We start from the raw sequence: 26,985 nt of genomic DNA, 5'->3' as shown, positions 1-26,985 counted from the left end.
GGGTCCGGGTACCGTCTCACCGATGTCGAACGCGCTTCCCCAACTCGTCGCTGACCGATACCGGCTCCTGTCGCCGCTCGGCCAGGGCGGCATGGGCCGGGTGTGGAAGGCGCGCGACGAGGTGCTGCACCGGGACGTCGCCATCAAGGAGTTGGTGCCGCCGCCCGGCCTCACCGATGAGGAGCGCCGCGAGATGCGCGAGCGCTCGTTGCGGGAGGCGCGGGCCATCGCCCGGCTCAACCACGCCAACGTCGTCCGCATCTTCGACGTGCTGCGCACCGATGGCGATCCGTGGATCGTCATGGAGTACGTGGCGTCGAAGTCGTTGCAGGACACTCTCGCCGAGGACGGCCCGGTGTCGGTGGCCCGCACTGTGGAGATCGGCCTGGGCGTGCTGGGTGCGCTCAGCGCCGCGCACAAGGCGGGTGTCATGCACCGCGACGTGAAGCCCGGCAATGTGTTGCTCGGCGACGACGGTCGGGTGGTGCTGACCGATTTCGGTCTCGCCACGATCCCCGGCGACCCCAACGTGACTCGCACCGGCATGGTGCTCGGCTCGCCCGCGTACATCTCGCCGGAGCGGGCTCGGGACGGCACTGCCGGGCCGGAGGCCGACCTGTGGTCGCTGGGCGCGACGCTCTACGCGGCGGTCGAGGGCAAGTCGCCGTACGCCCGGCCGTCGGCGATCGGCACCCTGGCCGCGTTGGCCACCGAGCCGATTCCGCCGCCGAAGAACGCTGGTCCGCTCAAGGCCGTCCTCAACGGGCTGCTGCGCAAGGACCCGAACGAGCGCATCACGGCCGAGGTGGCGGAGCGGTTGCTGCGCCGCGCCGGGGGCAAGCGGTCGCGCGGCATCTCACTGCTTGATGGCGTACGCCGGCCTGGGCCGAACGGTCCGCGCGAGCCGCGCCCGCCGCACGTGCCGGCGCCGCGACCGGCCGAGAGTGTCGACCGGCCGGTGTCGCCGCCGGCCGCCGCCGCGAGCACCTCGGCCGCCACCTCCGCTGCCGCCGCGACCCCCACCGCCGATGCCACGCCGACGGCCGTCGTCTCCTCCGACGCGGCCGCCGACCCGACCGCGCTGGTGCCCACCGAGCCGGCCGCAGCCGCACCGGCGGAGCCGACCGCCACGATCGACCGCCCGTCCGAGGTCGAGCCGGTAGATGCCGAGCCGACCGCGAAGGTCACGGCCGCGCCCGACACGAGCGGCGACGGTACGACGAACGTCGACGACGAGCCGACTGTCGTCGACGGTCCGCCGGTGGCTCCGGAGCAGCGCAAGCCGACCACCCCGACGTCGCTCATGCCGCCGGTGAGTCCGGCCGGGCGCGCGGCGGTGCCGCTGTCGGATGGCACGAAGCCGAACAACACCCGACGCAACCTGCTGATCGGTGCAGTGGTGGCGCTGCTGCTGATCGGTCTCGTGGTGGTCGTGCCGTTGCTGACGAAGGACGACGACAAGACCCCGCAGGCCAATCCGACCAGCGCTGCCGCGACCTCCGCGCCCGCGCCGACCTCCGCTGCGGCGCCTCCGCCGCCCACCAGCGGTGCCCCGAGCCCGTCCGCCTCGGCCACCCCCTCGGTCGACCCGAACGCGTTGCCGGCGGGTTGGAAGCTGCACCGGGACCCGTTCGGCTTCGCCCTGCCGATCCCCGATGGTTGGGTGCGTAGCACGCCCCCCGACAAAACTGTCGTCTTCGAGGATCCCAACGGACCGGGCGAGCTGCTGGTGCAGTGGACTGACAGGCCGGCGAAAGACGCGGTGAAGGACTGGCAGGAGCAGGAGCCGCGGCGCGCTAGCCGCGTCAACAACTACCAAAAACTCAGCATCGTGGGCTGCGACTTCTGGAAGACCTGCGGCGACTGGGAGTGGCTGGAAACGCGGGACGGGCAGCGGATCCACGTCCGCAACCGGGGGTTCGTGACGGCCAAGAACCGCGGTTACGCCCTGCGGTGGGAGATCGCGGAGAAGGACTGGCAGGCCAACCTGCCGAACTTCGACCGGATCGCCAAGGGTTTCGTGCCCGACCGTCAGGACTGAAACTCATTCGCATGACCTTGCGTCGTCGTGGGTACTTGACCTTCGACGACGGAAGGAGGCACGACATGGGTTACCGACGGAGGGACACTCGGCCCCGGCTGGCACTGTGGATGCTCGTGGCGCTCGGCGACGCGATCCTGCTGCTGGTCAGCGCGGGGGTTTCGGTGCTCATCGCACTGCTCGGCGTCGCGATCGTTGCTGGCTTTGGCGTGGCTGCCTGGCGGTTGACCCGCAGGGGCGCGCTGGCTCGTGAGGATGCTGTGGTGCCGGCCCTGAGCCGGCGGCGGGCTTGACCCGTACCCGGTGGTGTGGCGGCAGCCGGACCGATTGTCGACCGTGCTGGTGACCGTCGATCCCGCTGCCGCCAACGGCCCGGTCAGGTGTTGTTGGCCAACGCGATCAGGCGGCTCCGGTCACCGTTCCAGTAGTTGCGGTCCACATTGCCGCTGATTCCGGAGACCGCGCCGGTGCTGGTGTACTGCCAGAAGCTCCACACCGACGCGCCGGCCGGCAGGGCGCCGGGGGTGCTCGACCAGCGGGCCAGCCAGAGCGGGTGGTTCGCCCACGGGCCGGTCCAACTGCCGGTGCACTGGTTCCACCAGCTCGTGGTGGTGTAGATGACCGCGTACCGGCCGGTGCGGGAGCGGTAGGTGTTCAGGAAGTCCTGCACCCAGTTGCGCATTCCGGTCGTGCTGAGCCCGTAGCAGTAGCCACCGGCGTACGGGTTGCCCTCGATGTCCAGCGCGGCCGGCAGGGTGCGGCTGTCCGCGGACCAGGCGCCGCCGTTGGAGGCCAGGTAGTTGGCCTGGGTCGAGCCGGCGGAGATGTTCGGGCGGGCGAAGTGGTACGCCCCGCGGATCACCCCGGCGTTGTACGAGTTGACGTAGTTGGCGTTGAAGTTCGGGTCCTTGTAGCTGGTGCCCTCGGTCGCCTTGATGAACGCGAACTGGATGCCCGCGTTGCGGACGCTGGTCCAGTTGATGGTGCCCTGGTAGCGGGAGACGTCGACACCGGGTGTGGTGGCGGCGGCCGCCGGTCCGGCGGTCGCGACCAGGGCCGCCGCCGCGGTGGCGAGGACGGTGAGGCCGGCCGCGAGCGCGCGGCGCAGCGATGATCGGGTACGGGCCATGAATGCCTCCAAGGACGTCGCTCTATCGACATTCATCTTTGGAGGTAAGTGCCCTAGATCACAAGTGCAGCCGGAAAAAAGCTTCATCGGCGGGCGTCAGTAGCCCCAGTGACCGATGTATGAACCGGTGCCTCGGGAGCGACACGGAACGCCGCCGGTAGGCTCGCGCCCCATGATGTCGATCGACGGGCTGAGCGACCTGTGGGACACGCTGTTCGGCGCGCAGCCGGACCCGCCCGCACTGCTGGTGTTGATCACCGGGGCCGTGGCGCTGGTGGTGGTCTCCACCCGGCTGCCGTGGCGGATCGCCCGTAACGCCGTCACCATCGCGCACGAGGGCGGGCACGCCCTGGTCGCCCTGCTCACCGGCCGCAAGCTGCACGGCATCCGGCTGCACTCGGACACGTCCGGTCTGACGCTCTCCGCCGGCCGCCCCACCGGGCCGGGCATGATCCTCACTCTGCTCGCCGGATACGTCGCGCCGCCGCTGGTGGGGCTGGCCGGCGCCTGGCTCCTCGGCGGTAACCGGATCACCCTGCTGCTCTGGGTCGCAGTGGCGCTGCTGCTGGCCATGCTCGTCATGATCCGCAACGTCTTCGGCATGGTGTCGTTGCTGATCACCGGCGCGCTGGTGTTCGCCGTCTCGTGGTACGCGACGCCGCAGGTCCAGGCCGCGTTCGCGTACACCGGGGTGTGGTTTCTGCTGCTCGGTGGGGTGCGTCCGGTGGTCGAGCTGCAGCGCCTGCGCTCGCGGGGCCGGATGCCCGCCTCCGACGCCGACCAACTCGCCGGCCTCACTCCGTTCCCGCCGCTCTTCTGGGTTGGCGTCTTCGCCCTCGTCAACCTGGCGGCGCTGATCGCCGGTGCGCTCCTGCTCGCCGGCCCGATCCTCACCGACGCCGGCCTGACCACCGGCTGACCGGCGGGCTGAAGGCGCACGGGCGGAAGGCGCACGGGCGGGCAGAATGAGGCCATGCGATACGTGATCATCGGGGCGGGTGCGGTCGGCGGGACCATCGGCGTACGGCTGGCCCAGGCCGACCGGGACGTGACACTGGTGGCCCGCGGCGCCCACCTGGACGCGATCCGGGCGCGGGGTCTGACAGTTCGGCAGCCCGACGGTGAGGTCACCGCCCGGCTCGCGGCGGTGGACCGGCCCACCGACCAGCCGCTGCCGGCGGACACCGTGCTGATCCTCACCGTGAAGTCGCAGGATAGCGCCGACGCGTTGGCGGCCTGGGTGGACGCGCCGGTGGTCGGCGGCGGCACGGCGGGCGAACGTCTGCCGCTGGTGACAGCGCAGAACGGGGTGGCCAACGAGCGGGCCGCGCTGCGCCTCTTCGCCGACGTGCACCCGGTCTGCGTCTGGCTGCCGGCCACCCACCTGGACCCGGGTGTGGTGGTCGCCAACGGGTACCCGCATCCCGGGATGCTCCACATCGGGCGATACCCCGGGGGCGCCGACGACACCGACCGGGCGATCGCCGCCGACCTGACCGCCGCCGGCTTCGTCGCTCCGGTCCGCGCCGACGTGCTGCGCTGGAAGTACGGCAAGCTGCTCAGCAACCTCGGTAACGGCCTACAGGCGTTGCTCGGCGGGGACATCCCGGACGCGCTGGTCGAGCGGGTACGCGCCGAGGGCGTCGCCGCGCTCGCCGCCGCCGGCATCGCACACACCTCGCCCGAGGAGGAGAAAGCCGAACGCGGCGACCTGGTCGGGCAACGCCCGGTCGACGGTGAGGCTCGCTCCGGCGGTTCCACCTGGCAGAGCCTGGCCCGGGGCACCGGCTCGACCGAGGTCGACCACCTCAACGGTGAGATCGCGCTGCTCGGCCGGTTGCACGGCGTACCGACGCCGGTCAACGTCGCCGTGCAGCGGGCCGTACGCCGGGCGGTCCGGGAGCGGATCGGGGCCGGCGCGTTCCCGCTCAGCGAGTTGGAAAAGTCGATCGCCTGACCGGGCAACCAACGGCCCTTGCCGGTGCGTGTTCCCAGCGACCGACACGGGGAGGTAGCGGGTGCCGGACGTCGACGGGTTCGACGAGTTCTACCGGGGGAGTCGGCAACGACTCCTCGGGTTCGTCTACGCCCTCACCGGCGATCGGGGCGAGGCGCAGGACGCCGTGCAGGAGGCGTACGTCCGGGCGTGGCAGCGTTGGTCGACAATCAGCGCGTACGACGACCCGGAGGCGTGGGTGCGGGTGGTGGCCAGCCGGATCGCGGTCAGCCGGTGGCGCAGCCTGCGGAGCCGCGCCCGCGCCTACCTGCGACACGGGGCCACCGAGACCGTTCCCGGGCCGGGCACCGACACCGTCGCTGTGGTCGCCGCACTGCGTCGACTGCCCGAGGAGCAACGCGTCGCCATCGCCCTGTACTACCTGGTGGGCATGCCGGTCGCCGAGGTCGCGCGGGAGACCGCGGCCCCGGTGGGCACCGTCAAGGCCCGTCTCTCCCGGGGGCGTACCGCGCTCGCCGGCCTGCTCGCCGTCTCTGATCTGGAGGAGGCCACCGATGCGTGACGACCCGACGTTCGTCGAACAGATCCAGCGGGACCTGCAGGACGTGCGGTGGCTCGGCCCGGAGGAGATCCGCTCCCGGGGCCGCCGCCGCAGCCAGCGCAAGATCGTGGTGGCCACCGTCGTGCTGGCCCTCGCCGGGGTCTCCGCCGTGGCGGTCGCCGCCCCGAGGAAGTCCCCACCACCGGCCCAGCCAGCCGCCTCGGCCTCGCCGACCCGACACGAGATCGCCACCGACGCCCTGTTGCAGCCAGCCGACCTGTCGCAACAGGTCGATGTGCAGCTCAGCCAATCGGGGCTGGGCGAGCCGGTCCTGCTGGACCACCTGCTCGGCTACTGCCGGACGAGCCAGGGACGGTCGAACGGTTGGCAGATGTCGATCCTGTCCCGTTCACAGACGTTTGTGCCGAAAGACGCTGCGCCGATCCGCACCCGGTCGGCTGGTCTGGTGACGCAGGAGCTCTTCCGGTTGGTACCCGAGGCGGCCCGACAGCTCTTCACCGATTTGGACGACCTGGTCGCCCCGTGTGCCGCGTGGCTGAGCGTGGGGCCGGTCATGACGGCGGGAGGGACCCGCACGGGGGAAGCACTGCACCGGTGGTCGGTGGTGCGGCGGGGCTTCGCCGGGGACGACGCCGCCATCCTGCGGGACTCGCTCACCGTCACCCGGGACCTGGAGACCGGCCAGCCGCTCGGCGACGCGCCGTCGCCGATCCTGCTGGCGGTCGTCCGGGTCGGCGACACCGTCTCGGTGCTCCGCCTCGGTGACGACGGCACCGAGGCCGAACTCGTGCAGCTCGCAGTGGCGGCGGCAGCGCGGATGTGTGCTGCCGCCAACCCGCCCTGCTAACGCGGCCGGGGCGATCAGGGCGGCGAGATCAGAGCGGGATGTTGCCGTGCTTCTTCGGCGGCAGGGTTTCCCGCTTGGTCCGCAGGACGCGCAGCGCCCGGACGATCTGGGTGCGCGTCTCGTGCGGCGCGATCACCGAATCGATGTACCCACGCTCGGCGGCCACGTACGGGTTGGCCAGGGTGTCCTCGTACTCGGCGATCTTCTCGGCCCGGACCGCCGCCGGGTCCTCGGCGCCGGCCAGCTCGGAGCGGTACAGGATGTTCACAGCGCCCTGCGCGCCCATCACCGCGATCTGCGCTGTCGGCCAGGCGAAGTTCAGGTCCGCGCCGAGGTGCTTTGAGCCCATCACGTCGTACGCCCCGCCGTACGCCTTGCGGGTGATCACGGTGACCTTCGGGACGGTCGCCTCGGCGTACGCGTAGATGAGCTTCGCGCCCCGGCGGATGATGCCGTCCCACTCCTGACCGGTGCCGGGCAGGAAGCCGGGCACGTCCACGAAGGTCAGTACCGGGATGTTGAACGCGTCGCAGGTGCGAACGAAGCGGGCGGCCTTCTCCGAGGCGGCGATGTCCAGGGTGCCGGCGAAGTGCATCGGCTGGTTGGCCACCACACCGACCGGTCGCCCCTCGACCCGGCCGTAGCCGACCACGATGTTCTGCGCGTAGAGCGGCTGGACCTCCAGGAACTCCCCGTCGTCGAGGACGTGCTCGATCACCGTGTGGATGTCGTACGGCTGGTTGGCCGAGTCCGGGATCAGGGTGTCCAACTCCCGGTCCTCGTCCGTGACCTCAAGCGAAGCGGGGGCGTCGACGACGACCGGCTCGTCGAGGTTGTTCGACGGCAGGTACGACAGCAGCGCCTTGACGTAGTCGACAGCGTCGTCCTCGTCGCTGGCGAGGTAGTGCGCGTTGCCGCTGCGGGTGTTGTGCGTACGCGCGCCGCCCAACTCCTCCATGCCGACGTCCTCGCCTGTCACCGTCTTGATCACGTCGGGACCGGTGATGAACATGTGCGAGGTCTGGTCGACCATCACAGTGAAGTCGGTGACCGCCGGGGAGTAGACCGCGCCGCCGGCACAGGGGCCCATCACCAGTGAGATCTGCGGGATGACGCCGGAGGCCCGCACGTTGCGGAAGAAGATCTCGCCGTAGAGGCCGAGCGAGACGACGCCCTCCTGGATGCGCGCGCCGCCGGAGTCGTTGATGCCGACCACCGGGCAGCCGATCTTCATGGCCAGGTCCATCACCTTGACGATCTTCTCGCCGAAGACCTCGCCGAGCGAGCCGCCGAAGACAGTGAAGTCCTGAGCGAAGACGCACACCTGCCGGCCGTCCACCGTGCCGTAGCCGGTGACCACACCGTCGCCGTACGGGCGGTTCCGCTCCAGCCCGAAGGCCGTGGACCGGTGCCGGGCCAACTCGTCGAGTTCGACGAAGGAGCCCTCGTCGAGCAGCATCTCGATCCGCTCGCGGGCGGTCTTCTTGCCGCGCGCGTGCTGCTTCTCCACGGCGCGGGCCGACCCGGCGTGCACCGCCTCGTCGACCCGGCGCTCCAGGTCCGCCAGCTTGCCCGCGGTGCTGTGCATGTTGGTCCCGGTCTCGGTAGTCACCCAGGGAATATAACGATGGTTCAGGTGGGTGCCGCTGTGCAGTACGCCTCAGTGTCGACCGGAGCACCGCCGTAGGCTGGCGGAATGTCGGGCTCCCCGTACACCGATCTGGACCGGCCGCCGCTGTCGGCGGCCCGGCTGCGCCGCGCGTTGACAGCGCCGAACGGGCCGTGGGCCCGGCTGGAGCTGCGTGCCGAGACCGGCTCCACGAACGCCGACGTGGCCGAGGCCGCCCGGGCCGGCGAGCCCGAGGGCCTGGTAGTGGTCGCCGAGCGGCAGACCGAAGGGCGCGGCCGACGCGGTCGGGTCTGGCAGTCGCCGGCGCGGGCCGGCATTGCGACGAGCGTCCTGCTGCGGCCCGGCGAGGCTGTGCCGGACCGCGGCTGGCTGCCGGCGACACCCACTGGGTACGGGTGGCTGCCGTTGCTGGCCGGCGTGGCGCTGGTCGAGGCGGTGGCCCGGCTGGCCGAGCTGGAAGCCAGCCTCAAGTGGCCGAACGACCTGCTGATCGACGACGCGAAGTGCGCGGGCGTGCTGGCCGAGGCGGTGCCCGGAGGGGCGCCGGACCAACCGCCGGCCATCGTGCTGGGCATCGGGCTCAACGTGACGTTGCGCGCCGACGAGCTGCCGGTGAATCCGACCGGGCTGCCGGCCACCTCGCTCCAGTTGGCCGGCGCTGTGGCCACCGATCGGGATCCGCTGCTGCGGGCGCTGCTGCGCGCGGTCGCCGACTGGTACGACCGTTGGCGTTCGGCGGGCGGCGACGCGGTGGCCAGCGGCCTGCGCGACGCCTACCTGGCGGCCTGCGCGACGATCGGACGCGAGGTACGCGTCCTGCTCCCCAACGGCGAGTCCCTGACCGGCACCGCCACCGGAGTGGACCCGGACGGCCAACTGATGGTCACCACGTCGGCCGGCGCCCGGACCCTGGCCGCCGGCGACGTCCTGCACCTCCGCTGAGGACGGGCAAGATCACGAAGAGCCCGAGTGGGCCCGCGCGGCGGATGTCGTGGCGGGGCTTGGGGGGTTTACCGTCTGCGCGTCTAGAAAATCGCGTTGGAGGTTCCCGTGGCGTTTCCTGAAGACGTGCTCACCGAGGACGAGCACGTCGTGCTGCACCTGCATCCGCACTGGAAGGCGTTGATCCGGCCGATCGCGGTGCTGGTGCTGGCCATCGCCGCGGTGGTGGTCGGCGTGCTCCTGTTGCCCGAGAGTGGCGGCGGTTCGATCGCGCTGGCCGTGATCGGGGCGATCGCCCTGGTCGCGGTGCTCTGGCTCGGCCTGTGGCCGTTCCTGGTCTGGCGCACCACCCACTACCTGTTCACGAACGAGCGAGTCCTGCTTCAGCAGGGTGTGTTCTCCCGGGACCGGCGGGACCTCCCGCTCGCCCGGGTCAACGACCACTCGATGAACCAGCGTTTCGTCGAGCGTCTGCTCGGCTGCGGGACGCTCACCATCGAGTCGGCAGGTGAGCGCGGCCAGTCGGTGCTCGCCGACGTGCCGGACGTCGGGAGGGTGCAGACCACCCTGTACGAGCTGGTCGAGGCACAGCACGACAAGCACTCGCTGGGCGATGGCGAGATGCGCGACATGCTCGCCGACATGCAGGACGGCAAGCCGCTGCGCGACACCACTACCTGAACCGGACGGTGGAGACCCGCCCCTGCCGCGCGGTGGGGGCGGGTCAGTCGGGTTGTTGGGCCTCGGGTGAGCCGCTGCTGGCCGTCGAGCCGCTGTCGGACGACCCGACGGTGGGCGGGTCCCCTGCGGTCGGGCCGGGGTCGGGCTGGTCCACCTCGGGCTGGTCAGCGTCGGTGGCTTCGGCCTCGGCTTCGGCTTCGGCTTCGGCTTCGGGGTCGGCCTCGACCGGTCGCACGGCGAACCAGCCACGGAAGCGGGTCCGCAGCACCTCCTGCTCGGGCCGGTCGTCCGGGCCGAGGCGCAGCATGGTGCCGGTGAGGCTGACGGTGCCGAGCCCGGGGCGGGCAGTCGACGGTCGGGCGCCCATCACGTCGACCCGGACCGCGAGCCGGTCGCCGGCCCGCACCGGGGCGAGCCAACGCAGCTCCTCCAGGCCGGGGGATGCGTCAGCGGCGGCCCGGGACAGCAGGTGGTCGACGTACGCGCGCATGAACAGGCTGACCGTGTAGAAGCCGCTGGCGATCAGACCGCCGTGCCGGCTCGCGGCGGCCAGGTCGCTGTCGACGTGGTACCACTGCGGGTCGAAGCGGCGGGCGAAGGCGACCATCTCGTCGGCGTCCACGGTGACCACGCCGAGGTCGACGGTGAGCCCCGGGACGAGATCCTCGAAGAACAGCTCGGCCGGTCGCCCCGTGCCGGAGCGGGCGTCGGGTGTCGTCACCGTCGGGGCGCGCGACGGGTGCTGACGTGCAGCTCCGCGGCGAGTTCCGCGTCCAGGTCGACGGCGGGGCTGACGCTCAGCCGCGGGAGCCGGCTCTGAGCCGGTGCGCCGGCTGGGGAGTCGAGGCGTTGCGCGGATTCCGCCTCCTCCAGCTCGGACACCGATTCCGCCAACTCGGCGACCGGGTCCATCTCCGCCATGGTGTCCCACTCGTCGCGCGGAATGTCGTGCCAGGTGGAGTCGGGTTTCGCGGCCTCGTCCTCGGCCGGTGCGACGGGTTGGAAGACGAAGGTGCGGTACGACCAGAACCGGAACAGCGTGGCCAGCATGACACCGACGGTCTTGGCCAGATTCAGCGCCAGAAGGCCGTGTACGCCGAGACCGTACTTGGCTGCCGCCACGGCCCCCAGCTCAATGAGCAGACCAGCACCGTTGAATAGGAAGAAAAGCAGATATTCTCGGCGAAGCGCCGATTTCGGGCGATCGCGGTACGTCCAGTGCCGATTCATGAGGTACGACGTGATGGTGGCGACGATCGTCGCGATCACTGTCGCCTTCAACTGACCGTTGACGAAAACGGTCAGTGCAAGGGCATTGAACACCGCGTAATTGATGACGGTGTTGATGCCGCCGACGATGCCGAACTTGAGCGCCTCGTGGATGAACTTCTGCCAGCGCTCAGGCAGCAGGCGGACAAGACGCATGCGAAACACCTTAGGGCAGTCGGTGCGGCCGGCGATCACCGGCCGAACGAGGTGGGCGGCAGGTCACGCCCCGTGGTCTCGATCGGGATTCACCTGCGGAAGGGTCGGGGTTCCCGCTTCGACGAAGACGAACCGCCGGTACGACCAGAATCGAAACAGCGTGGCGAACCCGGTGCCGACGATGTAGCTGGCGAGATTGTCCGCCAGGCGCGTCTGGAACACGGCCGGCCAGATGGCTCCAAGCCCGTAGCGGCTGAGCGCGAGGCAGGCCACGGTGATGCCGAGACCGACAGCGTTGAAGAAGAAGAAGAGCGCGTACTCGCGGGCCGCGTTGTTGCGCTGGCGGTGCCGCCACGTCCAGAACCGGTTGCCCACGAAGGCGACGGACGCCGCGATCACCGTGGAGATCGTCTTCGCCGTCAGCTCTTCGACGCCGTGCTTGCTCGTCAGGTAGTTGAAGAGCGCGAAGTCGACGAGGAAGGCGAAGCCGCCCACCGTGGCGAACTTGCCCATCTCGCGGATGAGGTGACCGAAGCGGTCGAGGAGTAAGCCGACGAGACCCCGTCGGGTCTGCCGGGGACCCGGTTGTTCCCCGGTCATCGTGGCGGCCACGGAGGGAGCCTACCGGCTGCCGCCCAGTCAGAGGGGTAGCAACGGCAAGCGGGCGTGGTCTCCCGAAGGGGCCCCAGCGCCGCGTACGTGACCACTGCACAGAGCGTAGCCAATTGGGAGGACTGAGCCGCCGCGGAACGGGAATCACCGCACCGGTCGGCGGGGCAGGTCCACGGCCCGACCGCAACAAGCGTCCGCCGGGGTGCACAACAAGATTTGCGTGAAACTGCGCGGGAAAGCGGGTATCAGCTCGTGATGCCGCAGCGAGGCCGTAGCTTGTGCAGTTCTTCACAACCTGTCCCACTGACTCGGAAGGCTGCCCGGTTTACGCTGAGGCCAATCCCAGGTTTCCACGAAGGCGACGCATCGCGCCGCTGAGTCTCGTGCATCCCATAGATCGGTCAGCGTCGACCACAAGGAGATGTGTCATGGTTGCTCCGGCTGTTGTGCGGGGTATTGATCAGGCCCCGACGTCCCATCCGAAACTGCTCGCCTGGGTCCGTGAGGTCGCGGAACTGACCACCCCCGACCGTGTCGTCTGGGTGGACGGGTCCGACGAGGAGTGGCGCCGCCTCACCGATGAGCTGGTCGAGGCCGGCACCCTGATCCGGCTCAACCCGGAGAAGAAGCCCAACTCGTTCTACGCGCGCACCGACCCGACGGACGTCGCCCGGGTCGAGGAGCGCACCTACATCTGTTCCGTCGACGAGGCGGACGCCGGCCCCACCAACAACTGGATGGCGCCGGCCGAGATGAAGCGGACGATGACGGAGCTGTACCGGGGCTCCATGCGCGGTCGCACCATGTACGTCATCCCGTTCGTCATGGGGCCGGTCGAGGCCGAGTCCCCGATGTTCGGTGTCGAGATCACCGACAGCCCCTACGTGGTCGCCTCGATGCGCATCATGACGCGGATGGGCACCCGGGTCCTCGAGGCCATGGGCGACGACGCCGACTTCGTGCACGCGCTGCACTCGATCGGCGCCCCGCTCGCCCCCGGCCAGCAGGATGTCGCGTGGCCGTGCAACGACACCAAGTACATCTCGCACTTCCCGGAGAGCCGGGAGATCTGGTCGTACGGCTCGGGTTACGGCGGCAACTCGCTGCTGGGCAAGAAGTGCTACTCGCTGCGGATCGCCAGTGTGATGGGCCGGGACGAGGGCTGGCTCGCCGAGCACATGCTGATCCTCAAGATCACCTCGCCCGAGGGCAAGACCTACCACATCGCCGGCGCGTTCCCGTCTGCCTGCGGCAAGACCAACCTCGCCATGGTGGAGCCGACGATTCCCGGCTGGAAGGTCGAGACCATCGGCGACGACATCGCCTGGATGCGATTCGGCCCGGACGGCCGCCTCTACGCCGTCAACCCCGAGTACGGCCTGTTCGGCGTCGCGCCCGGCACCGACTGGAAGACCAACGCCAACGCCATGCGCACGCTGGACCGGGGCAACTCCGTCTTCACCAACGTCGGCCTCACCGATGACGGCGACGTCTGGTGGGAAGGCATGGGCGAGCCGCCGGCGCACCTGATCGACTGGAAGGGCAACGACTGGACGCCGGAGAGCGACAGCCTGTCCTCCCACGCGAACAGCCGGTTCTGCACCCCGATCACCCAGTGCCCGATCCTCGCCGACGAGTACTTCGACCCCAACGGGGTGCCGATCGACGCGATCCTCTTCGGCGGACGCCGCAAGGACACCATCCCGCTGGTGACCGAGGCCCGCGACTGGGTGCACGGCGTCTACATGGGCGCCACGCTCTCCTCGGAGACCACCGCCGCCGCGTCCGGCGCCGTCGGCGTGGTCCGGCGGGATCCGATGGCGATGCTGCCGTTCATCGGCTACCACGCCGGCGACTACTTCCGGCACTGGATCGAGATGGGCAAGGGCGCCGACGGCGACGAGGCGAAGCTGCCCAAGATCTACTACGTCAACTGGTTCCGCAAGGACCCGGACGGCTCGTTCCTCTGGCCGGGCTTCGGGGAAAACTCCCGGGTGCTCAAGTGGGTCGTCGAGCGGATCGAGGGCACTGCCGGCGCGGTCGAGACGCCGGTCGGCATGGTCCCCGCTCCGGACGCCCTCGACGTCGAGGGCCTGGACATGACCCCGGAGGATGTTCGGATCGCGCTGAAGGTCGACCCGGACGAGTGGCGCAACGAGCTGCCGATGATCACCGAGTGGTTCGAGAAGTTCGGTGACAAGCTGCCCGGCGTGCTCTGGGCCGAGTTGGACGCGCTGCGCGCCCGCCTGGACGCCGCGCAGCCGCAGCGATAGGTGTGAACGAGACCCTTCGCGGGCAACATCGGATTTCATGAGGACGGCCGCCGAGACCCAGGTCCGGCGGCCGTCCGCCGTCCGGGTGCTGACCACCCTGCTGGCGACGACGGCGGCGGCCACCGTCGTGGTCGAGCTGCTCAACTGGTGGTACGCCCCGGAGCAGGGATTCGGGCTGGCCGTACGGACCGGCTGGGCCATGCTGCGCTCGTTCGGCTTCCTGCTGCTGATCGGGCACGTGCGGCGGGGTCGTACGGTGGCCCGCCCGTTCGGCCTGATCCTCGCGGTCACCACGATCTTCGCGGTCGGCCGGCTCGTCGTGCCCCGGCAGGGAGTGCCGCCGCTGCCCGGCCTGCTCGGCTTCGCCATTCTCACGGCGCTCTGTGTCGCGGTGGTCTGGCTGCTCTACCGCTCGTCGGCGTTGGCCGGGCATCTGGTCCGGCACCGTCCACGCCTCGTCATCGACCGGGACGGCATCTCCTGGCGGGAAACCCCTCCACGCCGGCCACAGGCCAGTGCCTGGTTGTTGACCAGCCGGGTGGCGGCCTTCACCTACAGCCCGCTGATGCTGGTGCCGGCGCTGGTGGCCGGAGGTTCCATCCTGGATGGTCGACTGACAGCGGTGCCGGCCGTGCTGTTCTGGTTCGGTGCTGGCATCACGGCCAGCTACGCGGTGCTGTTCTGCACGGCGTTCCTGATGCGGGGCAAGGACTGGGCGCGTGGCCTGCTGGTCGTCGTCACGGTGGCCGTACTCGCCGTGGATCTGCCGCTGTGCTGGTGGCTGCTGGGCGTGGACGGCCTGGTCCGCGACGGCGCACCCCTGCTCGCCGCCGCCGGGCTGGCCCTCTACGGCCTGCGCCGCGCCGCCCGCACCACCGACGCGGCCCAACCTGAACCCCAACCCTGACCGCTGATGGGCCGCACCGACGCCGCTGGGGCCGACCCGGCAGGCCGACCGCGACCCAGTCCATCCATCCCCTCCTTTGCTCTGCACCCCGATAGGCGACAGTCGCGGACGGTAACCGTCGCGTCCGCGGGTGCAGAGCAAAGGAGGGGGGTGAGACCGGTCGGCCCAGTGCGGGAGCGGTCTTCGAGGGCGGGCAGGGGGCAGGATGGCGGGTGGCGTCGGTCACAGCGGTCGGCGTCGGGGTGGTTGCGGAGATCGTCGGGGCGGCCGGCCGCAAGGCCGACCGGGTCGCCCGGCGGGAACGGCCGCGCCGCGTCGGACTGGAGGGAGGCGCGCGGTGGGTGACGAGTTCGACGTGGTGGTGGTGGGGGCGGGGCCGGCCGGGTCGGCAGCCGCGCTGACGGCGCGCCGGGCCGGTGCCAGCGTGCTGCTGCTGGACCGGGCCGATTTTCCCCGGGACAAGGCGTGTGGTGACGGGATCGCCGCGCATTCGGTGGATGTGCTCGCCGAGCTGGGGGTGACCGAGGCGGTGGCGGGCTACGCGCCGCTGCCGGCGTTACGCATGATCTCGCCGGGTGGCGGTGCGGTGGCTCGGGCTCTGCCCCGACCCGCGTACACGGTGCCCCGGGAGGTTTTCGACGCGCGGCTGGTGGCGGCCGCTGTGGCCGCCGGCGCGCAGTTGCGACGGCACACGGTGCGCCAGGTCGAGCCGCGCGCGGACCGGGTGGTGCTCGACGGGCAGGTGTCCGGCCGGGTGGTGATCGGCGCGGACGGCGCTGGCTCGGTGGTACGTCGGGCGCTCGGCCATCCGCAGAACCCCGACCGGCACCTCGCGCTGGCCATCCGGGGGTACGCCCCGGCTCTGCCCGGCCCGTCCGAGCAGCTCATCGTCACCTCGAAGGCGCGTTGGCCGGCGTACGCCTGGTCGTTTCCGATCGGTGACGGGCGGGCGAACGTCGGGTACGGGGAGGTCCTGCGTGGCGAGCCGCTGAGCCGCGCGTACCTGCTGGACCGGCTGGCCGCGCTGCTGCCCGGCACCGATCTGGCGACAGTCACCGCGTTGCGCGCGCATCACCTGCCGCTCTCCACCCACCGGCCGGCGCCGGGGCGTGGGCGCACGCTGCTGGCCGGGGACGCGCTGTCACTGATCAATCCGTTCACCGGGGAGGGCATCTTCTACGCGTTGCTCTCCGGCGCGCTCGCCGGGTCGGCGGCGGCCCGGTCGCCCGAGGGCGCGGCTGGCCGCTACGCCGACGGGTTGCGTCGGCGCCTCGGCACCCACCTGCGGCACAGTTCGGTAGCGGCCTGGTTGGCCCGGCGACGCCGGGTGGTGGACGCGGCGGTCCGAGCCGCCCGTCGGGACGACCGGGTGTTCTACGACGTGGTCGAGTTGGGACTGGGTGACGGACGCCTCACCGCTCGTACGCTCGCACTGATCGGCGCCGGTCTGGGTGGCGGGGATGGGGCTCCGAGGCAGTGGACCGGCTGAAGGGTCGCTACGCTGCTAGGTGATGACGCTGCGGAACCTTATCTACTCCGTGTACGAGCGCCGGCTCACGGCGAAGCTCGCCGGTAAGCCGGTGCCCCGGCACGTCGGGGTGATGTGCGACGGCAACCGCCGATGGGCGAGGGAGATGGGCTTCGTCGACCCGAACGACGGGCACCGGGTCGGCGCGGCGAAGATCAAGCATGTCCTCGGCTGGTGTGACCAGGCCGGGGTCGGGCACGTGACCCTCTACCTGCTGGCCACCGACAACCTGCGCCGTCCGGCCGCCGAGCTGGACCCGCTCCTCAAGATCATTGAGGACCTGGTGGTGGAGCTCTCCGAGGAGGGCAACCCCTGGCGACTGCGCATCGTCGGGGCGCTCGACCTGCTGCCGGCGCAGACCGCGGCGGCGCTCAAGGGCGCCGAGGAGCGCACCCGCGAGCGCACCGGCGGCGCGGAGGTCAACATCGCGGTGGGCTACGGCGGCCGCCGGGAGATCACCGACGCGGTCCGTTCGCTGCTGCTGGAGCACGCCGCCACCGGGGGCACGATCGAGGAGTTGGCTGAGGTGCTGGACGTCGAGCACATCGCCGAGCACCTCTACACCCGGGGCCAGCCCGACCCGGACCTGGTCATCCGCACCAGCGGCGAGCAGCGGCTGTCCGGTTTCATGCTCTGGCAGTCCGCGCACTCGGAGTTCTACTTCTGCGAACTCAACTGGCCGGACTTCCGGCACATCGACTTCCTGCGTGCCCTGCGCTCGTACGCCACCAGACAACGCCGTTACGGCGCCTGACCCCCGGCGGCGACACCGTCGGTCGCCGTCGGAGTCAGGTCGGTTCAGGGCAGGTGGGTCAGCGCCCGGGTGAGGAAGTCGCCCAGGGCGGCCGGCGACTCGATGGTCAGGTCGGCGGCGTTGGCCACCTCGTGGCCGGTCTCCGGGTTGGCCACCGCCACACAGACACCGAGGAAGTCCGGGTCGGCGGCGGCGCGAGCGCGCAGCGCGGCGAAGGCCTTGATGTCGGAGACATCGTCGCCGAAGTACCAGGCGCCGGTGGCACCCTTGATCGCCTCGCCGATCACCATGCCCTTGTCCCGGTCGACAGGTGGCTTGAGCTCCAGCACCATCCGCCCGGCCTGCGAGCGCAACCCCAGACGGTCGGCCTGCGCCTGCCCCCACTGCTGCACTGTCGCGCCGAGCTGCGGGGCGGTACGCCAGTGCAGCGCGACCGAGAGCCGCTTGTACTCCACGAGCGTGCCGGGCGGCAGTTCCGCCCGGGCCAGATCGGCCAGTTCCTCCATGGTCGGCACCCAGGGCAGCGCGGCCGGTTCGGTGACCGTCTCGCCGCCGGAGTGGCTGTGCTCCAGCCCGTAGAGGCCGTAGAGGTCCACGCCAGCGAGCCCGCCGAGCTGATCCCGAAGGAACTCGACGGGTCGGGCGGAAACGATCGCGACCCGCTGCACGACCGGGGCGAGCGCCTCGATCGCGGCTAACGCCTTGGGTGCCGGGCGTACCGCTGTCGGATCGTCGTCGACGGGCGCGAGCGTGCCGTCGAAGTCGAAGAAGAGCACGGTCCCGGCCGCCCGGCTGGCGGTTATCCGCCAGGCCTGGTCGGCGTTCAACGGGGTTCTCGGCTGCTGATTGCCCAGATTCAACGGCGGCACGCGCGTCAGCGTACCCCGGCGATCCAGGCTCATTCCTGGCCGAGCGGACCCATTGAGCGGTACGGGATCAGCGTTCGGCGGCTCCTCGTCCGCGCCGGCCGAACGGCACCACTGCCGCCTCCTGGCCATGGCTCAACAGATAGCCCTCCACGAACCCGGTGTTGCGATCGCCGGTGTGGTTGTCGATCTCGTTGAGCCGTGCCACCAGGAACTCGGTGAGCGCGCTGATTCGGTTGTTCAGACGCTCGTGCAGCTCGGCGACGACGGCCAGGACGACCGCGGTGCCGGCGGTGATGAGCGCAAAGAGGTTGACGAGCAGCGGCAGCTGCCCGCCGTCGACCGCGAGGGTCACCGTGTTGCCGGTCGCCCACAGTGTCACCGACACCGTTGCGACCACGACTGCCAACCACTTCAGGGTCATGGACAGACCCCTCCTTCTGTCCCGCAGGGCTAGGTTCGGCCTTGTCCCGTCCCCCCGCCGATGACGAGCCCAAGCAGTACGAATAGGGACGCTAGCGTGCCCGTTCCAGCCCCGGAGGCAAACGAATGAACCTGACCAGGCGTTCTTTCGCTATCTGAGGAACTAGCCTGCCTGATTGCCCCTTTTTCGGACATCGACCGGCAACGTTGGGCGGTATGCGAGGTATCTGATGGTTTCCCGGATGTGGAACTTCTCCGCGTCCGACACCTGCGGATCGACCAGACGGCGCAGCAGCGCCTCCACGTCGGGGTCCATCGGAGGGGCGGCCTGGCCGGTGCGGGGGCCGGCCGCGGCGCGGTCCCAGCCGAGTGCGGCGAAGGCCGCGGCCGGGTTCAACCCCAGGCCCTCGCAGAAGGCGACCACCCGCTCGGCCTCCGGGTCGCTGGCCCAGTCGCCTCGGACCCAGCGGTTGATGGTCTGCCGGGAGACGCCGGTGCGCCGGGACACCTCGGTGCCGCTCCAGGCTCGGGTCGCCCGTGCCTCGTCCAGAGCCCGCCGGACGAAGGTGGCGAAGGCGATCTTCCGCGCATTGGCCGTCTCGGTCACTCCGTGACGGTACGGCCAGCCGGCAGCGGGCGCGCGCCCCGGCTCGCCACTGTCACGCAGACGTGACGAGAGGTTCGGGTTTCCGGTAAACGAGTCAGTGCCACTGTTGAGGGGTGTCACGCGGGCAGAATAGATGAACGTAGTGGCAAACGTAAGCGGACGAAAAGCTGATACTGTCACGCCCATGGGACATTCTACGGTGTGTCACGTGCATGAGACGATTGGTGCTCACATGCGTCACGCCCCCGGTGCCAGGGGGTCGTGGTGACCGAGCTCGCCACCCGCGCCCAGGCCTTCGGGCTGATCGCCGAGGGGGTCGCCGCGGGGCTGACCGCCCCCTGGCGCCTCTACCTGGCCCGAGGCTGCCGCTACCTGTCGCTGAGCGTCGGCGATCGTGCCGAGTGGAACGCCTGGCGTACCCATCTCGGCTGCCCGGAGCTGAGCGTCCGGGTCTACGACGCCGGCGGCGAGATCCGCCGGTCCTCGGTGGCCGAAGTCGTGCTGGACGGCTGCCGGATCAGCGTCGAGCTGGTCGAGGAGGTCAGCACCGACGACCTGGACCGGCTGCTCGTCGCCGACCCCACCACCATCGAGCCGGAGGAGCGATGACCTGGCGTCCCGGCTGGGCCGGAGCTGCCCGATGAGCCCGTTCCTCGCGGTGTTCCTCGTTCTGGTGCTCGGTGCCACCAGTTACGCGGCCGGTCGGCTGCACGGGCAGCTCAGCTACCGCATCGGCTACCGCTTCGGTTACCGGCAGGGCTACTTCGACGGTGACCGGGGCGCCTGGAACCGGCGTCGTCGGGACGCCCAGGCGGCGATCGCCTCGGCCCTGTCGGTCTCACCAGCGGGCGTGGTCCGCTCCGCCGGCGCTGTCGAGCGCCCCGGCACCACGTACACCGGCTCGTCGTTCAGCGCGCCGGCCGCCCCGATCACCGGGCGGCACCCGACCGGCACGCTCGTCCGACGTAGCGGTTGAGGTCGGTCGGCGGGACTGCCCCGCCGACCGGCGCCACAAGCGCGGTGCGTCGTCCGCGGCGGACACGCACCGTCGGGGTCACGTCAGACCGGTGACGGTGGCCCCACCCGGCCGGGATGCGCGCAGGGGGCATGCATCCCGGCCGGTTCCGCCGCGTCCGCGACAATGCCTTTCGGCTGGTGCGGACGTCGACGGAGCCCTGTTCACGAGCGCGTCTTGGGAGATCCACGTTCGGCCCCTAGCCGGGAAGGTCCGGCGGGGCTAGCGTCTAGGCATGGCGCGGGGTTCTCCCGAGCCAGCCGGTCCGCCCGGATCTGCGACCTCGCGCATGGGGTTCCGCATCCGACCCCGTGTCCCCGGGCACCGGAGGAGGCGGAACACGGGTGGCGGGTGCCCATCCGTCGGAGCAGGCCTGTGACGACTCGCCGTACCATCGCCGGTGCCGACCAGACCCCGGCCGCGACTGCCACGCCCCGCCGAGCCACCAGGAGCCGCCGTTCGGCGGCCGCCGCGCCGGCCGACCCCAAGGAGCCACGACCAGCCGGCCAGGCCTTTGTCCTGGACACGTCGGTGCTGCTCTCCGATCCGGCGGCTTTCCACCGGTTCGCGGAGCACGAAGTGGTGCTACCTCTGGTGGTCATCACCGAGTTGGAAGGCAAGCGGCACCATCCGGAGCTGGGCTGGTTCGCCCGGCAGTCGCTGCGGATGCTCGACGACCTGCGGGTTCGGCACGGCCGACTCGACCGTCCGGTGCCCGCCAACGACGTCGGCGGCACCCTGCGGGTGGAGCTCAACCACACCGACGACGGCGTCCTGCCGCCCGGTTTCCGCACCGAGAGCAATGACGCCCGGATCCTCTCCGTCGCGCTCAACCTCGCCGCCGAGGGGCGGGAGGTGACCCTGGTCAGCAAGGACATGCCGTTGCGGGTCAAGGCCGCCTCGGTGGGTCTGCGTGCCGACGAGTACCGCCACGGCCAGGCCAGCGACCCGACCTGGACCGGCATGTCGGAGATGGAGCTGAGCGAGAAGCAGATCGGCCAGCTGTACGGCGGCGAGACGCTCGACCTCGACGAGGCGGCCGGACTGCCCTGCCACACCGGTCTGGTGCTGCACTCCGGGCGCGGCTCCGCGCTCGGTCGCGTGCTGCCGGACAAGTCGGTGCGTCTGGTCCGGGGCGACCGGGAGGCGTTCGGCCTGCACGGCCGCTCGGCCGAGCAGCGGATCGCTCTCGACCTGCTGTTGGACGAGTCGATCGGGATCGTCTCGCTGGGTGGCCGGGCCGGCACCGGAAAGTCGGCACTGGCGCTCTGCGCCGGGCTGGAGGCGGTGATGGAGCGCCGCCGGCACAAGAAGGTGATCGTGTTCCGCCCGCTGTACGCCGTCGGTGGCCAGGAGCTGGGCTACCTGCCGGGCTCGGAGTCGGAGAAGATGTCGCCGTGGGCCCAGGCGGTCTTCGACACGCTCGGCGCGGTGGTGCACGAGAACGTGCTGGAGGAGGTCACCTCGCGGGGGATCCTGGAGGTGCTGCCGTTGACCCACATCAGAGGACGCAGCCTGCACGACGCCTACGTGATCGTGGACGAGGCCCAGTCGCTGGAGCGCGGGGTGCTGCTGACCGTGCTGTCCCGGATCGGGCAGGGTTCCCGGGTGGTGCTCACCCACGACGTGGCCCAGCGGGACAATCTGCGGGTCGGCCGGCACGACGGGGTGACGGCTGTCATCGAAGCGCTCAAGGGTCATCCACTCTTCGCGCACGTCACCCTCAGCCGTTCGGAGCGGTCGCCGATCGCCGCGATGGTCACGGACCTCCTGGAGGACATCCCAATCTAACGGGTATTTTGTGGGCTTTTGTCCGCATTTTTTGTGTGGCGCAGATCACAAACGGCCTGGTTGGTTTCCCATCAGCCTCACTGTGCGCAATCGTGTCCCACGAGCGTCCACGCACCACCGGAATCGTCGGCGATCGTTCGTCGCGAGACGGACGACATCGGCGAAGGTCGGTGCGTCGGCGCGACCGGCAACCGGTCGGGGCGCTCGTGGCACGGCTGACGGCCCACCTGTGGTCTGCGCCGCGCCACGTCCTTGCTCCCGACGAAGGGACCACTTCGTGAGTCGGCTGTGGAGCCGGTTGGGCGCCCGTACGGCTGCTGTAGCGCTGCTCTCCGTGGGCGTTGCCGGTGGCTTCTACCTGGGCGAAGACCGGGAAACCCAGCAACAGGGTCTGACCGAGCAGGTCAGTCTCGAGGTCGACCGGGCCGACCTCGCGTACCAGCGCGAGCGGCAGGCCGCCCACCAGGTGCAGTTCTCCAAGCAGCGGGCCGCCGAGTACCAGGCCAAACTGCGGGCGAAGCAGGCCGCCAAGGAGGCCGCCGAGCGGGCCCGCCGGGCCGAGGCCGCCGCCGCGTCCCGCAAGCGCGAGCGCGCCGCCGCGAACGCGCCCGCCAAGCCGTACGACGGGCCGATCCCGGCGTCCTGCGCCGAGTACAGCGGCAACCGCAAGACTGGCTGCGCCCTGATGATCAGCGCGGGTTTCGGCATCGCCGAGTTCCCCTGCCTGGAGAAGCTCTGGACCAAGGAGAGCGGCTGGAACCACAAGGCCAACAACTCCTCGTCCGGTGCGTACGGCATCCCGCAGTCTCTGCCGGGCAGCAAGATGGGCTCCGTCGCGTCCGACTGGCGGACCAACCCGGCCACGCAGATCAAGTGGGGGTTGGGCTACATCAAGGGCAGGTACAAGACGCCCTGCGGCGCCTGGACCTACTTCCAGAACAACAACCACTACTGACGGCTCTCGAAGGCGGGGCAGGTGGCTCTCCACTCGCCCCGCCTTCGCGCGTACCCGGACGGGACATGAGTGGCGGTCGGCCGCTTTTGCTGATAGCAGTTGTGGAGTGACCCTGCACCCGTCAAGCGGCGACCCCTACCGGTTCGGCACCGAGGCGTTCTACGCCGCGCTCGGCCGGGCGTTCGTCGCCATGTGCGCGGTGGTCCCGTTCCTCTTTCTCATCGAGGCCGTCGACCAGGGGCTCGCGTTCGGCCTGGACGCCACCGCCGGCATCATCCCGCAGCGCATCGACGGGCTGGACGGGGTCTTCTTCTCCCCGTTCCTGCACCACGGCTTCGACCACCTCTACAGCAACAGCATCCCGCTGATCCTGCTGGGCACCTTCGTCCTCGCCGCCGGCGCCCGCCGGTTCCTCTGGTCGACCCTGGTCATCATCGTGGTCAGCGGGCTCGGCGTGTGGTTCACCGGCTCACCCAACTCGGTGGTGGTCGGCGCCAGCGGTGTCATCTTCGGCTACCTGGGCATCCTGCTCACCCGGGGCATCGTCGAGCGCAGCTGGTGGAACTTCGCAGTCTTCCTGCTTGTCGGTCTGCTCTACGGCTGGCAACTGGTCGGCATCCTCCCCACCGACGAGCGGATCTCCTGGCAGGGGCACCTGTTCGGCCTGCTCGGCGGGGTGGTGGCGGCGATCCTGTTCCGTCGGCGGCGACCCGCCGTGGGCGGCCCGGACTACTCAGGCTCCACGCTCAGCCTGCCCTGAGCCGATTCTCCGGCGCGCCTCTGGGACGTGCTTGCCGGACCGTCGCCGCCCGCTTACGGTCGAGATCAGCACGCGTTGATCCGTGAGCGGAAAGCGACGGTACGCCATGCGCGAGGTCGATGTCGCCGTGATCGGGGCCGGTCCGGCCGGTCTCTTCGCCGCGTACTACGCCGGGTTCCGGGGGCTGTCGGTGGCGGTGATCGACGCGTTGCCCGAGCCAGGCGGTCAGGTCACCGCCATGTACCCGGAGAAGCTGATCCTCGACGTCGCCGGTTTCCCCGCGGTCAAGGGCCGCGACCTGGTGGCCAACCTGGTGGCCCAGGCGGCACCGTTCGGCCCGCAGTACCTGCTCGGCACCCGGGCGGAGAAGCTCGCGTACGCCGACGGTCGCCCGGTGCTCGGCCTGGCCGGTGGCGAGCAGCTCGCCTGCGGCGCGGTAGTGGTCACCGGCGGGCTCGGCAGCTTCAGCCCTCGGCCGTTGCCGTGCGCCGACGGCGCCCCCGGCTCGGGGATCGTCTACTTCGTGACCGAGCCGACCGAGCTGACCGACCGGGACGTGCTGATCGTCGGTGGCGGCGACTCCGCGTTCGACTGGGCGCTGGCGCTGCAACCACTGGCCCGGTCGGTGACCCTGGTGCACCGCCGGGAGAAGTTCCGGGCCCACGCCTCGACTGTCGCCCGGGTGCTCTCCCTGCCGGTGCGGGTGGTGGTCAACGCCGAGGTCACCAGGCTGCTCGGGGACGGCGCGGTGACCGGTGCCGAGGTGACAGTGCGCGGCGGTGCTACCGAGACGCTGCCGGTGGACACCGTGGTGGCCGCCCTCGGCTTCACCGCCGACCTGGGCCCGCTCGCCGAGTGGGGGCTACGACTGGACCGCCGGCACATCCTGGTCGACAGCGCGATGGCCACCAACCTGCCCCGAGTCTTCGCTGCGGGCGACATCACCGAGTACCCGGGCAAGGTCCGGCTGATCGCCACCGGCTTCGGTGAGGCGGCGACAGCGGTCAACAACGCGGCAGTGGCCATCGACCCGAGCGCCCACCTCTTCCCCGGGCACTCCTCCGACGCCGGCTGACATTCGTCGTCGAGGGCGGAGCTGCGGTCACTGACAGGGTCGGCTCTCTGCCGTCACACGCGGGCATCACGTCGGCCAGCGGGTGGCGCCAGCGCGGCGACCAGCACCGCCACCATTGTCAGCGCCGCCCCGAGCAGGGTGTTCACACCCGGGTGCGAGGCCGCCGTGGGGAGGACCAGGTCCAGCAGGACGGCGCCCACGATCTGCCCGGCGATGGTGGCCAGGCCGAGCAGCAGCACACCGGTGAAGCGGACGATCGCGGCGGCGATCGCGATGAACACGATGCCGATCGGGCCGCCCAGGTAGAGCCACGGCTCGGTCGGCAGGTGGCCGCCGGGCCAGCCGCGTACGGCGATGTCGATCGCGAACGCGACGAGCAGGGTGACGGTGCCGACGGCGAAGTTGACGAGCGTGGCGGTCAACGCGCTGTCGGCCGCCGCGCGGACCCGGCCGTTGACGGCCTGCTGCCAGGCGATACCCACCCCGGCGAGCAGCGGTAGCAGGGCCAGCGCCAGCGCGCCCGGGTCGCCGAGACGGTCGCCGACCGCCAGGCCGACCGCCAGCACTGTGAGCACCGCGCCGGCCAGCCGCTGCCGGGTGATCGGCTGCCGGCCGGTCGGCCCGATCCCGGCCCGGTCCACGGCGAGGCTGCTGCCGGTCTGGCCGGCGACAACGGCCACTGTGAAGACCGCCACGCCCAACGTGCCGATGGTGAGACCCTGGGTGGCCACCAGGAAGGCTCCGCACATTCCGCCGAGGCACTGCCAAGGCCGCAGCGTGCCGGTCCGCAGGGCCCGTCGCGTCGCGACCAGCCCTCGCCGACCACCGGGGGTCGCGGGCACCAGGACCAGCAGCACCAGCAGGCCGATGCCGAACGAGACGACAGCGGCGGCGAAACCGTCGTCGAGGCGTACCCCGAGTTCGCCGTTGATGCGCGACTGCACCGCCACAGCGACCCCGGAGGCCGACGCCAGCGCGACGCCGGTGATCCGGCGGGCGGCCGACAGGGTCTGCGGGGTCGCCGTGTCGGCGGCTGTCACTCCTGCTCGGCCAGCGGACGACCGTCGAAGTCGACAGCGGAGTAGAGCGCCAACTTCTCCAACCGGTGGTACGAGTCGATCACCCGGATGGTGCCGCTCTTCGAGCGCATCACGATCGACTGGGTGTACGCGCCGCCCGCCCGGTACCGCACCCCGCGCAGCAGGTCGCCCGAGGTGACCCCGGTCGCCACGAAGAAGCAGTTGTCGCCGGTGACCAGATCGTCGGTGCCCAGCACCCGGTCCAGGTCGTGACCAGCGGCGATCGCCTTCTCCCGTTCCTGCTCGTCGCGCGGCCACAGCTTGGCCTGCATGGCGCCGCCCATGCACTTCAGCGCGCACGCGGAGATGATGCCCTCCGGGGTGCCGCCGATGCCCATCAGGACGTCGACGTCCGACTCGCCCCGGGCGGCCGCGATGGAGCCCGCGATGTCGCCGTCGGAGATGAACCGGATCCCCGCCCCGGTCCGGCGGATCTGCGCGACCAGGTCGTCGTGACGGCTCCGGTCCAGCACGCAGACTGTCACCTCGGAAACGTCGGTGCCCTTGACCTTGGCGATCCGGCGCAGGTTCTCCGCCACACCGGCGTTGATGTCGATCACGTCGGCGTACGCCGGCCCGACGGCGAGCTTCTCCATGTAGAACACGGCGCTCGGGTCGAACATCGCACCCCGCTCGGAAACGGCGAGCACCGCCACCGCGTTCGGCATTCCCTTGCTCATCAGTGTGGTGCCATCCACCGGGTCGACGGCGACATCCACCTCCGGGCCCGTGCCGTCACCGACGTGTTCGCCGTTGAAGAGCATCGGGGCGTTGTCCTTCTCGCCCTCGCCGATCACCACCACACCGCGCATCTGAATCGAGTTGATCAGCTTGCGCATCGCGTCGACAGCGGCCCCGTCGCCGCCCTCCTTGTCGCCCCGACCGACCCACCGGCCGGCGGCCATCGCCGCGGCCTCGGTGACCCGGACCAGGTCGAGGGCAAGGTTTCGGTCGAGATCCTGTGGGATCCGCGTCCTGGTGTTCGTCATGACGGCTACTCCTCCTCGCGACGGTGCGGGGACGACCGGCGGCGGGGAGGCCCCCACTGCCGGCTTTGTCGCTGATCCTCACACGATGGCCGACCGGGCGTCGGCGCGGGGCGGTGATGGCCCGGATACCGCCGGTC

General features: G+C 70.7%; 28 protein-coding genes. 18 read left to right on the top strand and 10 right to left on the bottom strand.

What is annotated here, in order from left to right; genetic code table 11:
• Positions 1-22: 22 nt before the first annotated feature.
• Both OG992_RS16545 and OG992_RS16540 read left to right on the top strand, forming a co-directional pair.
• Entirely contained in the window at positions 23-2,041 is a 2,019-nt protein-coding gene (locus OG992_RS16545) for a serine/threonine-protein kinase (RefSeq protein ID WP_266303681.1), read from the top strand.
• Positions 2,042-2,106: 65 nt separating this feature from the next.
• Complete coding sequence (locus OG992_RS16540) at positions 2,107-2,334, top strand: hypothetical protein (protein ID WP_266303680.1); 228 nt, start codon at positions 2,107-2,109, stop codon at positions 2,332-2,334.
• Positions 2,335-2,417: 83 nt separating this feature from the next.
• Here OG992_RS16540 and OG992_RS16535 read toward each other — a convergent pair whose 3' ends face one another.
• A complete protein-coding gene (locus tag OG992_RS16535) occupies positions 2,418-3,170 on the bottom strand; it encodes a GH25 family lysozyme (RefSeq protein ID WP_091394392.1) in 753 nt (250 codons plus the stop codon).
• A gap of 172 nt (positions 3,171-3,342) precedes the next feature.
• Here OG992_RS16535 and OG992_RS16530 point away from each other — a divergent pair, with 172 nt between their 5' ends.
• The 4 genes from OG992_RS16530 (at position 3,343) to OG992_RS16515 (ending at position 6,536) form a co-directional block, all read left to right on the top strand.
• Positions 3,343-4,089 (top strand): M50 family metallopeptidase, encoded by a 747-nt coding sequence (locus OG992_RS16530; RefSeq protein WP_266303679.1) that lies wholly within the window; start codon positions 3,343-3,345, stop codon positions 4,087-4,089.
• A gap of 54 nt (positions 4,090-4,143) precedes the next feature.
• Entirely contained in the window at positions 4,144-5,127 is a 984-nt protein-coding gene (locus OG992_RS16525) for a ketopantoate reductase family protein (RefSeq protein ID WP_266303678.1), read from the top strand.
• 61 nt (positions 5,128-5,188) lie between these two features.
• Positions 5,189-5,689: a SigE family RNA polymerase sigma factor gene (locus tag OG992_RS16520; protein ID WP_238666717.1), complete on the top strand. Its 501-nt coding sequence runs from the start codon at positions 5,189-5,191 to the stop codon at positions 5,687-5,689.
• Positions 5,682-6,536, top strand: coding sequence for a hypothetical protein (locus OG992_RS16515; RefSeq protein ID WP_266303677.1), 855 nt, complete (start codon positions 5,682-5,684; stop codon positions 6,534-6,536). Before OG992_RS16520 ends, OG992_RS16515 begins: the two co-directional genes overlap by 8 nt.
• A 28-nt stretch (positions 6,537-6,564) precedes the next feature.
• Here OG992_RS16515 and OG992_RS16510 read toward each other — a convergent pair whose 3' ends face one another.
• Positions 6,565-8,148: an acyl-CoA carboxylase subunit beta gene (locus tag OG992_RS16510; protein ID WP_266303676.1), complete on the bottom strand. Its 1,584-nt coding sequence runs from the start codon at positions 8,146-8,148 to the stop codon at positions 6,565-6,567.
• Positions 8,149-8,232: 84 nt separating this feature from the next.
• On the opposite strand from OG992_RS16510, the gene OG992_RS16505 reads away from it, so the two are divergent.
• Together OG992_RS16505 and OG992_RS16500 are read left to right on the top strand one after the other, a co-directional pair.
• Positions 8,233-9,108 (top strand): biotin--[acetyl-CoA-carboxylase] ligase, encoded by an 876-nt coding sequence (locus OG992_RS16505; RefSeq protein ID WP_266303675.1) that lies wholly within the window; start codon positions 8,233-8,235, stop codon positions 9,106-9,108.
• Positions 9,109-9,216: 108 nt separating this feature from the next.
• Positions 9,217-9,789, top strand: coding sequence for a PH domain-containing protein (locus tag OG992_RS16500; RefSeq protein WP_238684429.1), 573 nt, complete (start codon positions 9,217-9,219; stop codon positions 9,787-9,789).
• 43 nt (positions 9,790-9,832) lie between these two features.
• Here OG992_RS16500 and OG992_RS16495 read toward each other — a convergent pair whose 3' ends face one another.
• From OG992_RS16495 to OG992_RS16485, 3 genes are all read right to left on the bottom strand, one after another.
• Positions 9,833-10,510, bottom strand: coding sequence for a MaoC/PaaZ C-terminal domain-containing protein (locus OG992_RS16495; protein WP_266303674.1), 678 nt, complete (start codon positions 10,508-10,510; stop codon positions 9,833-9,835).
• Complete coding sequence (locus OG992_RS16490; RefSeq protein WP_238684427.1) at positions 10,507-11,214, bottom strand: GtrA family protein; 708 nt, start codon at positions 11,212-11,214, stop codon at positions 10,507-10,509. Before OG992_RS16490 ends, OG992_RS16495 begins: the two co-directional genes overlap by 4 nt.
• A gap of 63 nt (positions 11,215-11,277) precedes the next feature.
• Complete coding sequence (locus OG992_RS16485; protein WP_238666713.1) at positions 11,278-11,826, bottom strand: GtrA family protein; 549 nt, start codon at positions 11,824-11,826, stop codon at positions 11,278-11,280.
• Between the two features lie 428 nt (positions 11,827-12,254).
• Between OG992_RS16485 and OG992_RS16480 the strand changes: the two genes are divergently transcribed.
• The 4 genes from OG992_RS16480 (at position 12,255) to OG992_RS16465 (ending at position 17,288) form a co-directional block, all read left to right on the top strand.
• The gene (locus tag OG992_RS16480) at positions 12,255-14,099 is read left to right on the top strand and encodes a phosphoenolpyruvate carboxykinase (GTP) (protein ID WP_238684425.1); all 1,845 of its coding nucleotides are present in this window, start codon (positions 12,255-12,257) and stop codon (positions 14,097-14,099) included.
• A gap of 37 nt (positions 14,100-14,136) precedes the next feature.
• Positions 14,137-15,006 carry a hypothetical protein gene (locus OG992_RS16475; protein WP_238684424.1) on the top strand — a complete coding sequence of 290 codons (870 nt, stop codon included), beginning with the start codon at positions 14,137-14,139 and terminating at the stop codon, positions 15,004-15,006.
• 337 nt (positions 15,007-15,343) lie between these two features.
• On the top strand, positions 15,344-16,495 hold the full coding sequence (locus OG992_RS16470; RefSeq protein WP_238684423.1) for a geranylgeranyl reductase family protein: 1,152 nt from the start codon (positions 15,344-15,346) through the stop codon (positions 16,493-16,495).
• A 22-nt stretch (positions 16,496-16,517) separates the two neighbouring features.
• Entirely contained in the window at positions 16,518-17,288 is a 771-nt protein-coding gene (locus tag OG992_RS16465; protein WP_091394347.1) for an isoprenyl transferase, read from the top strand.
• A 44-nt stretch (positions 17,289-17,332) separates the two neighbouring features.
• Here the strand turns inward: OG992_RS16465 and otsB are convergent, their stop codons facing one another.
• The 3 genes from otsB to OG992_RS16450 form a co-directional block, all read right to left on the bottom strand.
• Entirely contained in the window at positions 17,333-18,157 is an 825-nt protein-coding gene (gene otsB / locus OG992_RS16460) for a trehalose-phosphatase (protein WP_238684422.1), read from the bottom strand.
• A gap of 67 nt (positions 18,158-18,224) precedes the next feature.
• Positions 18,225-18,578, bottom strand: coding sequence for a hypothetical protein (locus OG992_RS16455; RefSeq protein ID WP_210784414.1), 354 nt, complete (start codon positions 18,576-18,578; stop codon positions 18,225-18,227).
• Between the two features lie 162 nt (positions 18,579-18,740).
• Positions 18,741-19,184 (bottom strand): XRE family transcriptional regulator, encoded by a 444-nt coding sequence (locus tag OG992_RS16450; protein WP_091394342.1) that lies wholly within the window; start codon positions 19,182-19,184, stop codon positions 18,741-18,743.
• A gap of 264 nt (positions 19,185-19,448) precedes the next feature.
• On the opposite strand from OG992_RS16450, the gene OG992_RS16445 reads away from it, so the two are divergent.
• The 6 genes from OG992_RS16445 (at position 19,449) to OG992_RS16420 (ending at position 24,780) form a co-directional block, all read left to right on the top strand.
• Positions 19,449-19,793 (top strand): hypothetical protein, encoded by a 345-nt coding sequence (locus tag OG992_RS16445; protein ID WP_030328857.1) that lies wholly within the window; start codon positions 19,449-19,451, stop codon positions 19,791-19,793.
• A gap of 31 nt (positions 19,794-19,824) precedes the next feature.
• The gene (locus OG992_RS16440; RefSeq protein ID WP_124854368.1) at positions 19,825-20,160 is read left to right on the top strand and encodes a hypothetical protein; all 336 of its coding nucleotides are present in this window, start codon (positions 19,825-19,827) and stop codon (positions 20,158-20,160) included.
• Between the two features lie 414 nt (positions 20,161-20,574).
• Entirely contained in the window at positions 20,575-21,990 is a 1,416-nt protein-coding gene (locus tag OG992_RS16435) for a PhoH family protein (protein WP_266303673.1), read from the top strand.
• A 277-nt stretch (positions 21,991-22,267) separates the two neighbouring features.
• Positions 22,268-22,945 carry a lytic transglycosylase domain-containing protein gene (locus OG992_RS16430; RefSeq protein ID WP_238684420.1) on the top strand — a complete coding sequence of 226 codons (678 nt, stop codon included), beginning with the start codon at positions 22,268-22,270 and terminating at the stop codon, positions 22,943-22,945.
• Between the two features lie 106 nt (positions 22,946-23,051).
• Positions 23,052-23,705, top strand: coding sequence for a rhomboid family intramembrane serine protease (locus OG992_RS16425; protein ID WP_238684419.1), 654 nt, complete (start codon positions 23,052-23,054; stop codon positions 23,703-23,705).
• Positions 23,706-23,811: 106 nt separating this feature from the next.
• Entirely contained in the window at positions 23,812-24,780 is a 969-nt protein-coding gene (locus OG992_RS16420; protein WP_238684475.1) for an NAD(P)/FAD-dependent oxidoreductase, read from the top strand.
• Positions 24,781-24,833: 53 nt separating this feature from the next.
• Here OG992_RS16420 and OG992_RS16415 read toward each other — a convergent pair whose 3' ends face one another.
• Positions 24,834-25,820: a DMT family transporter gene (locus tag OG992_RS16415; protein WP_238684418.1), complete on the bottom strand. Its 987-nt coding sequence runs from the start codon at positions 25,818-25,820 to the stop codon at positions 24,834-24,836.
• Entirely contained in the window at positions 25,817-26,848 is a 1,032-nt protein-coding gene (glpX, locus tag OG992_RS16410; protein WP_091394313.1) for a class II fructose-bisphosphatase, read from the bottom strand. Before glpX ends, OG992_RS16415 begins: the two co-directional genes overlap by 4 nt.
• Between the last annotated feature and the right edge of the window lie 137 nt (positions 26,849-26,985).

The sequence above is a fragment of the Micromonospora sp. NBC_00362 genome (genome assembly GCF_026342155.1).
GTDB classification, from domain to species: Bacteria; Actinomycetota; Actinomycetes; order Mycobacteriales; family Micromonosporaceae; genus Micromonospora; species Micromonospora hortensis.
This window is presented reverse-complemented; position numbering and strand designations above follow the sequence as displayed.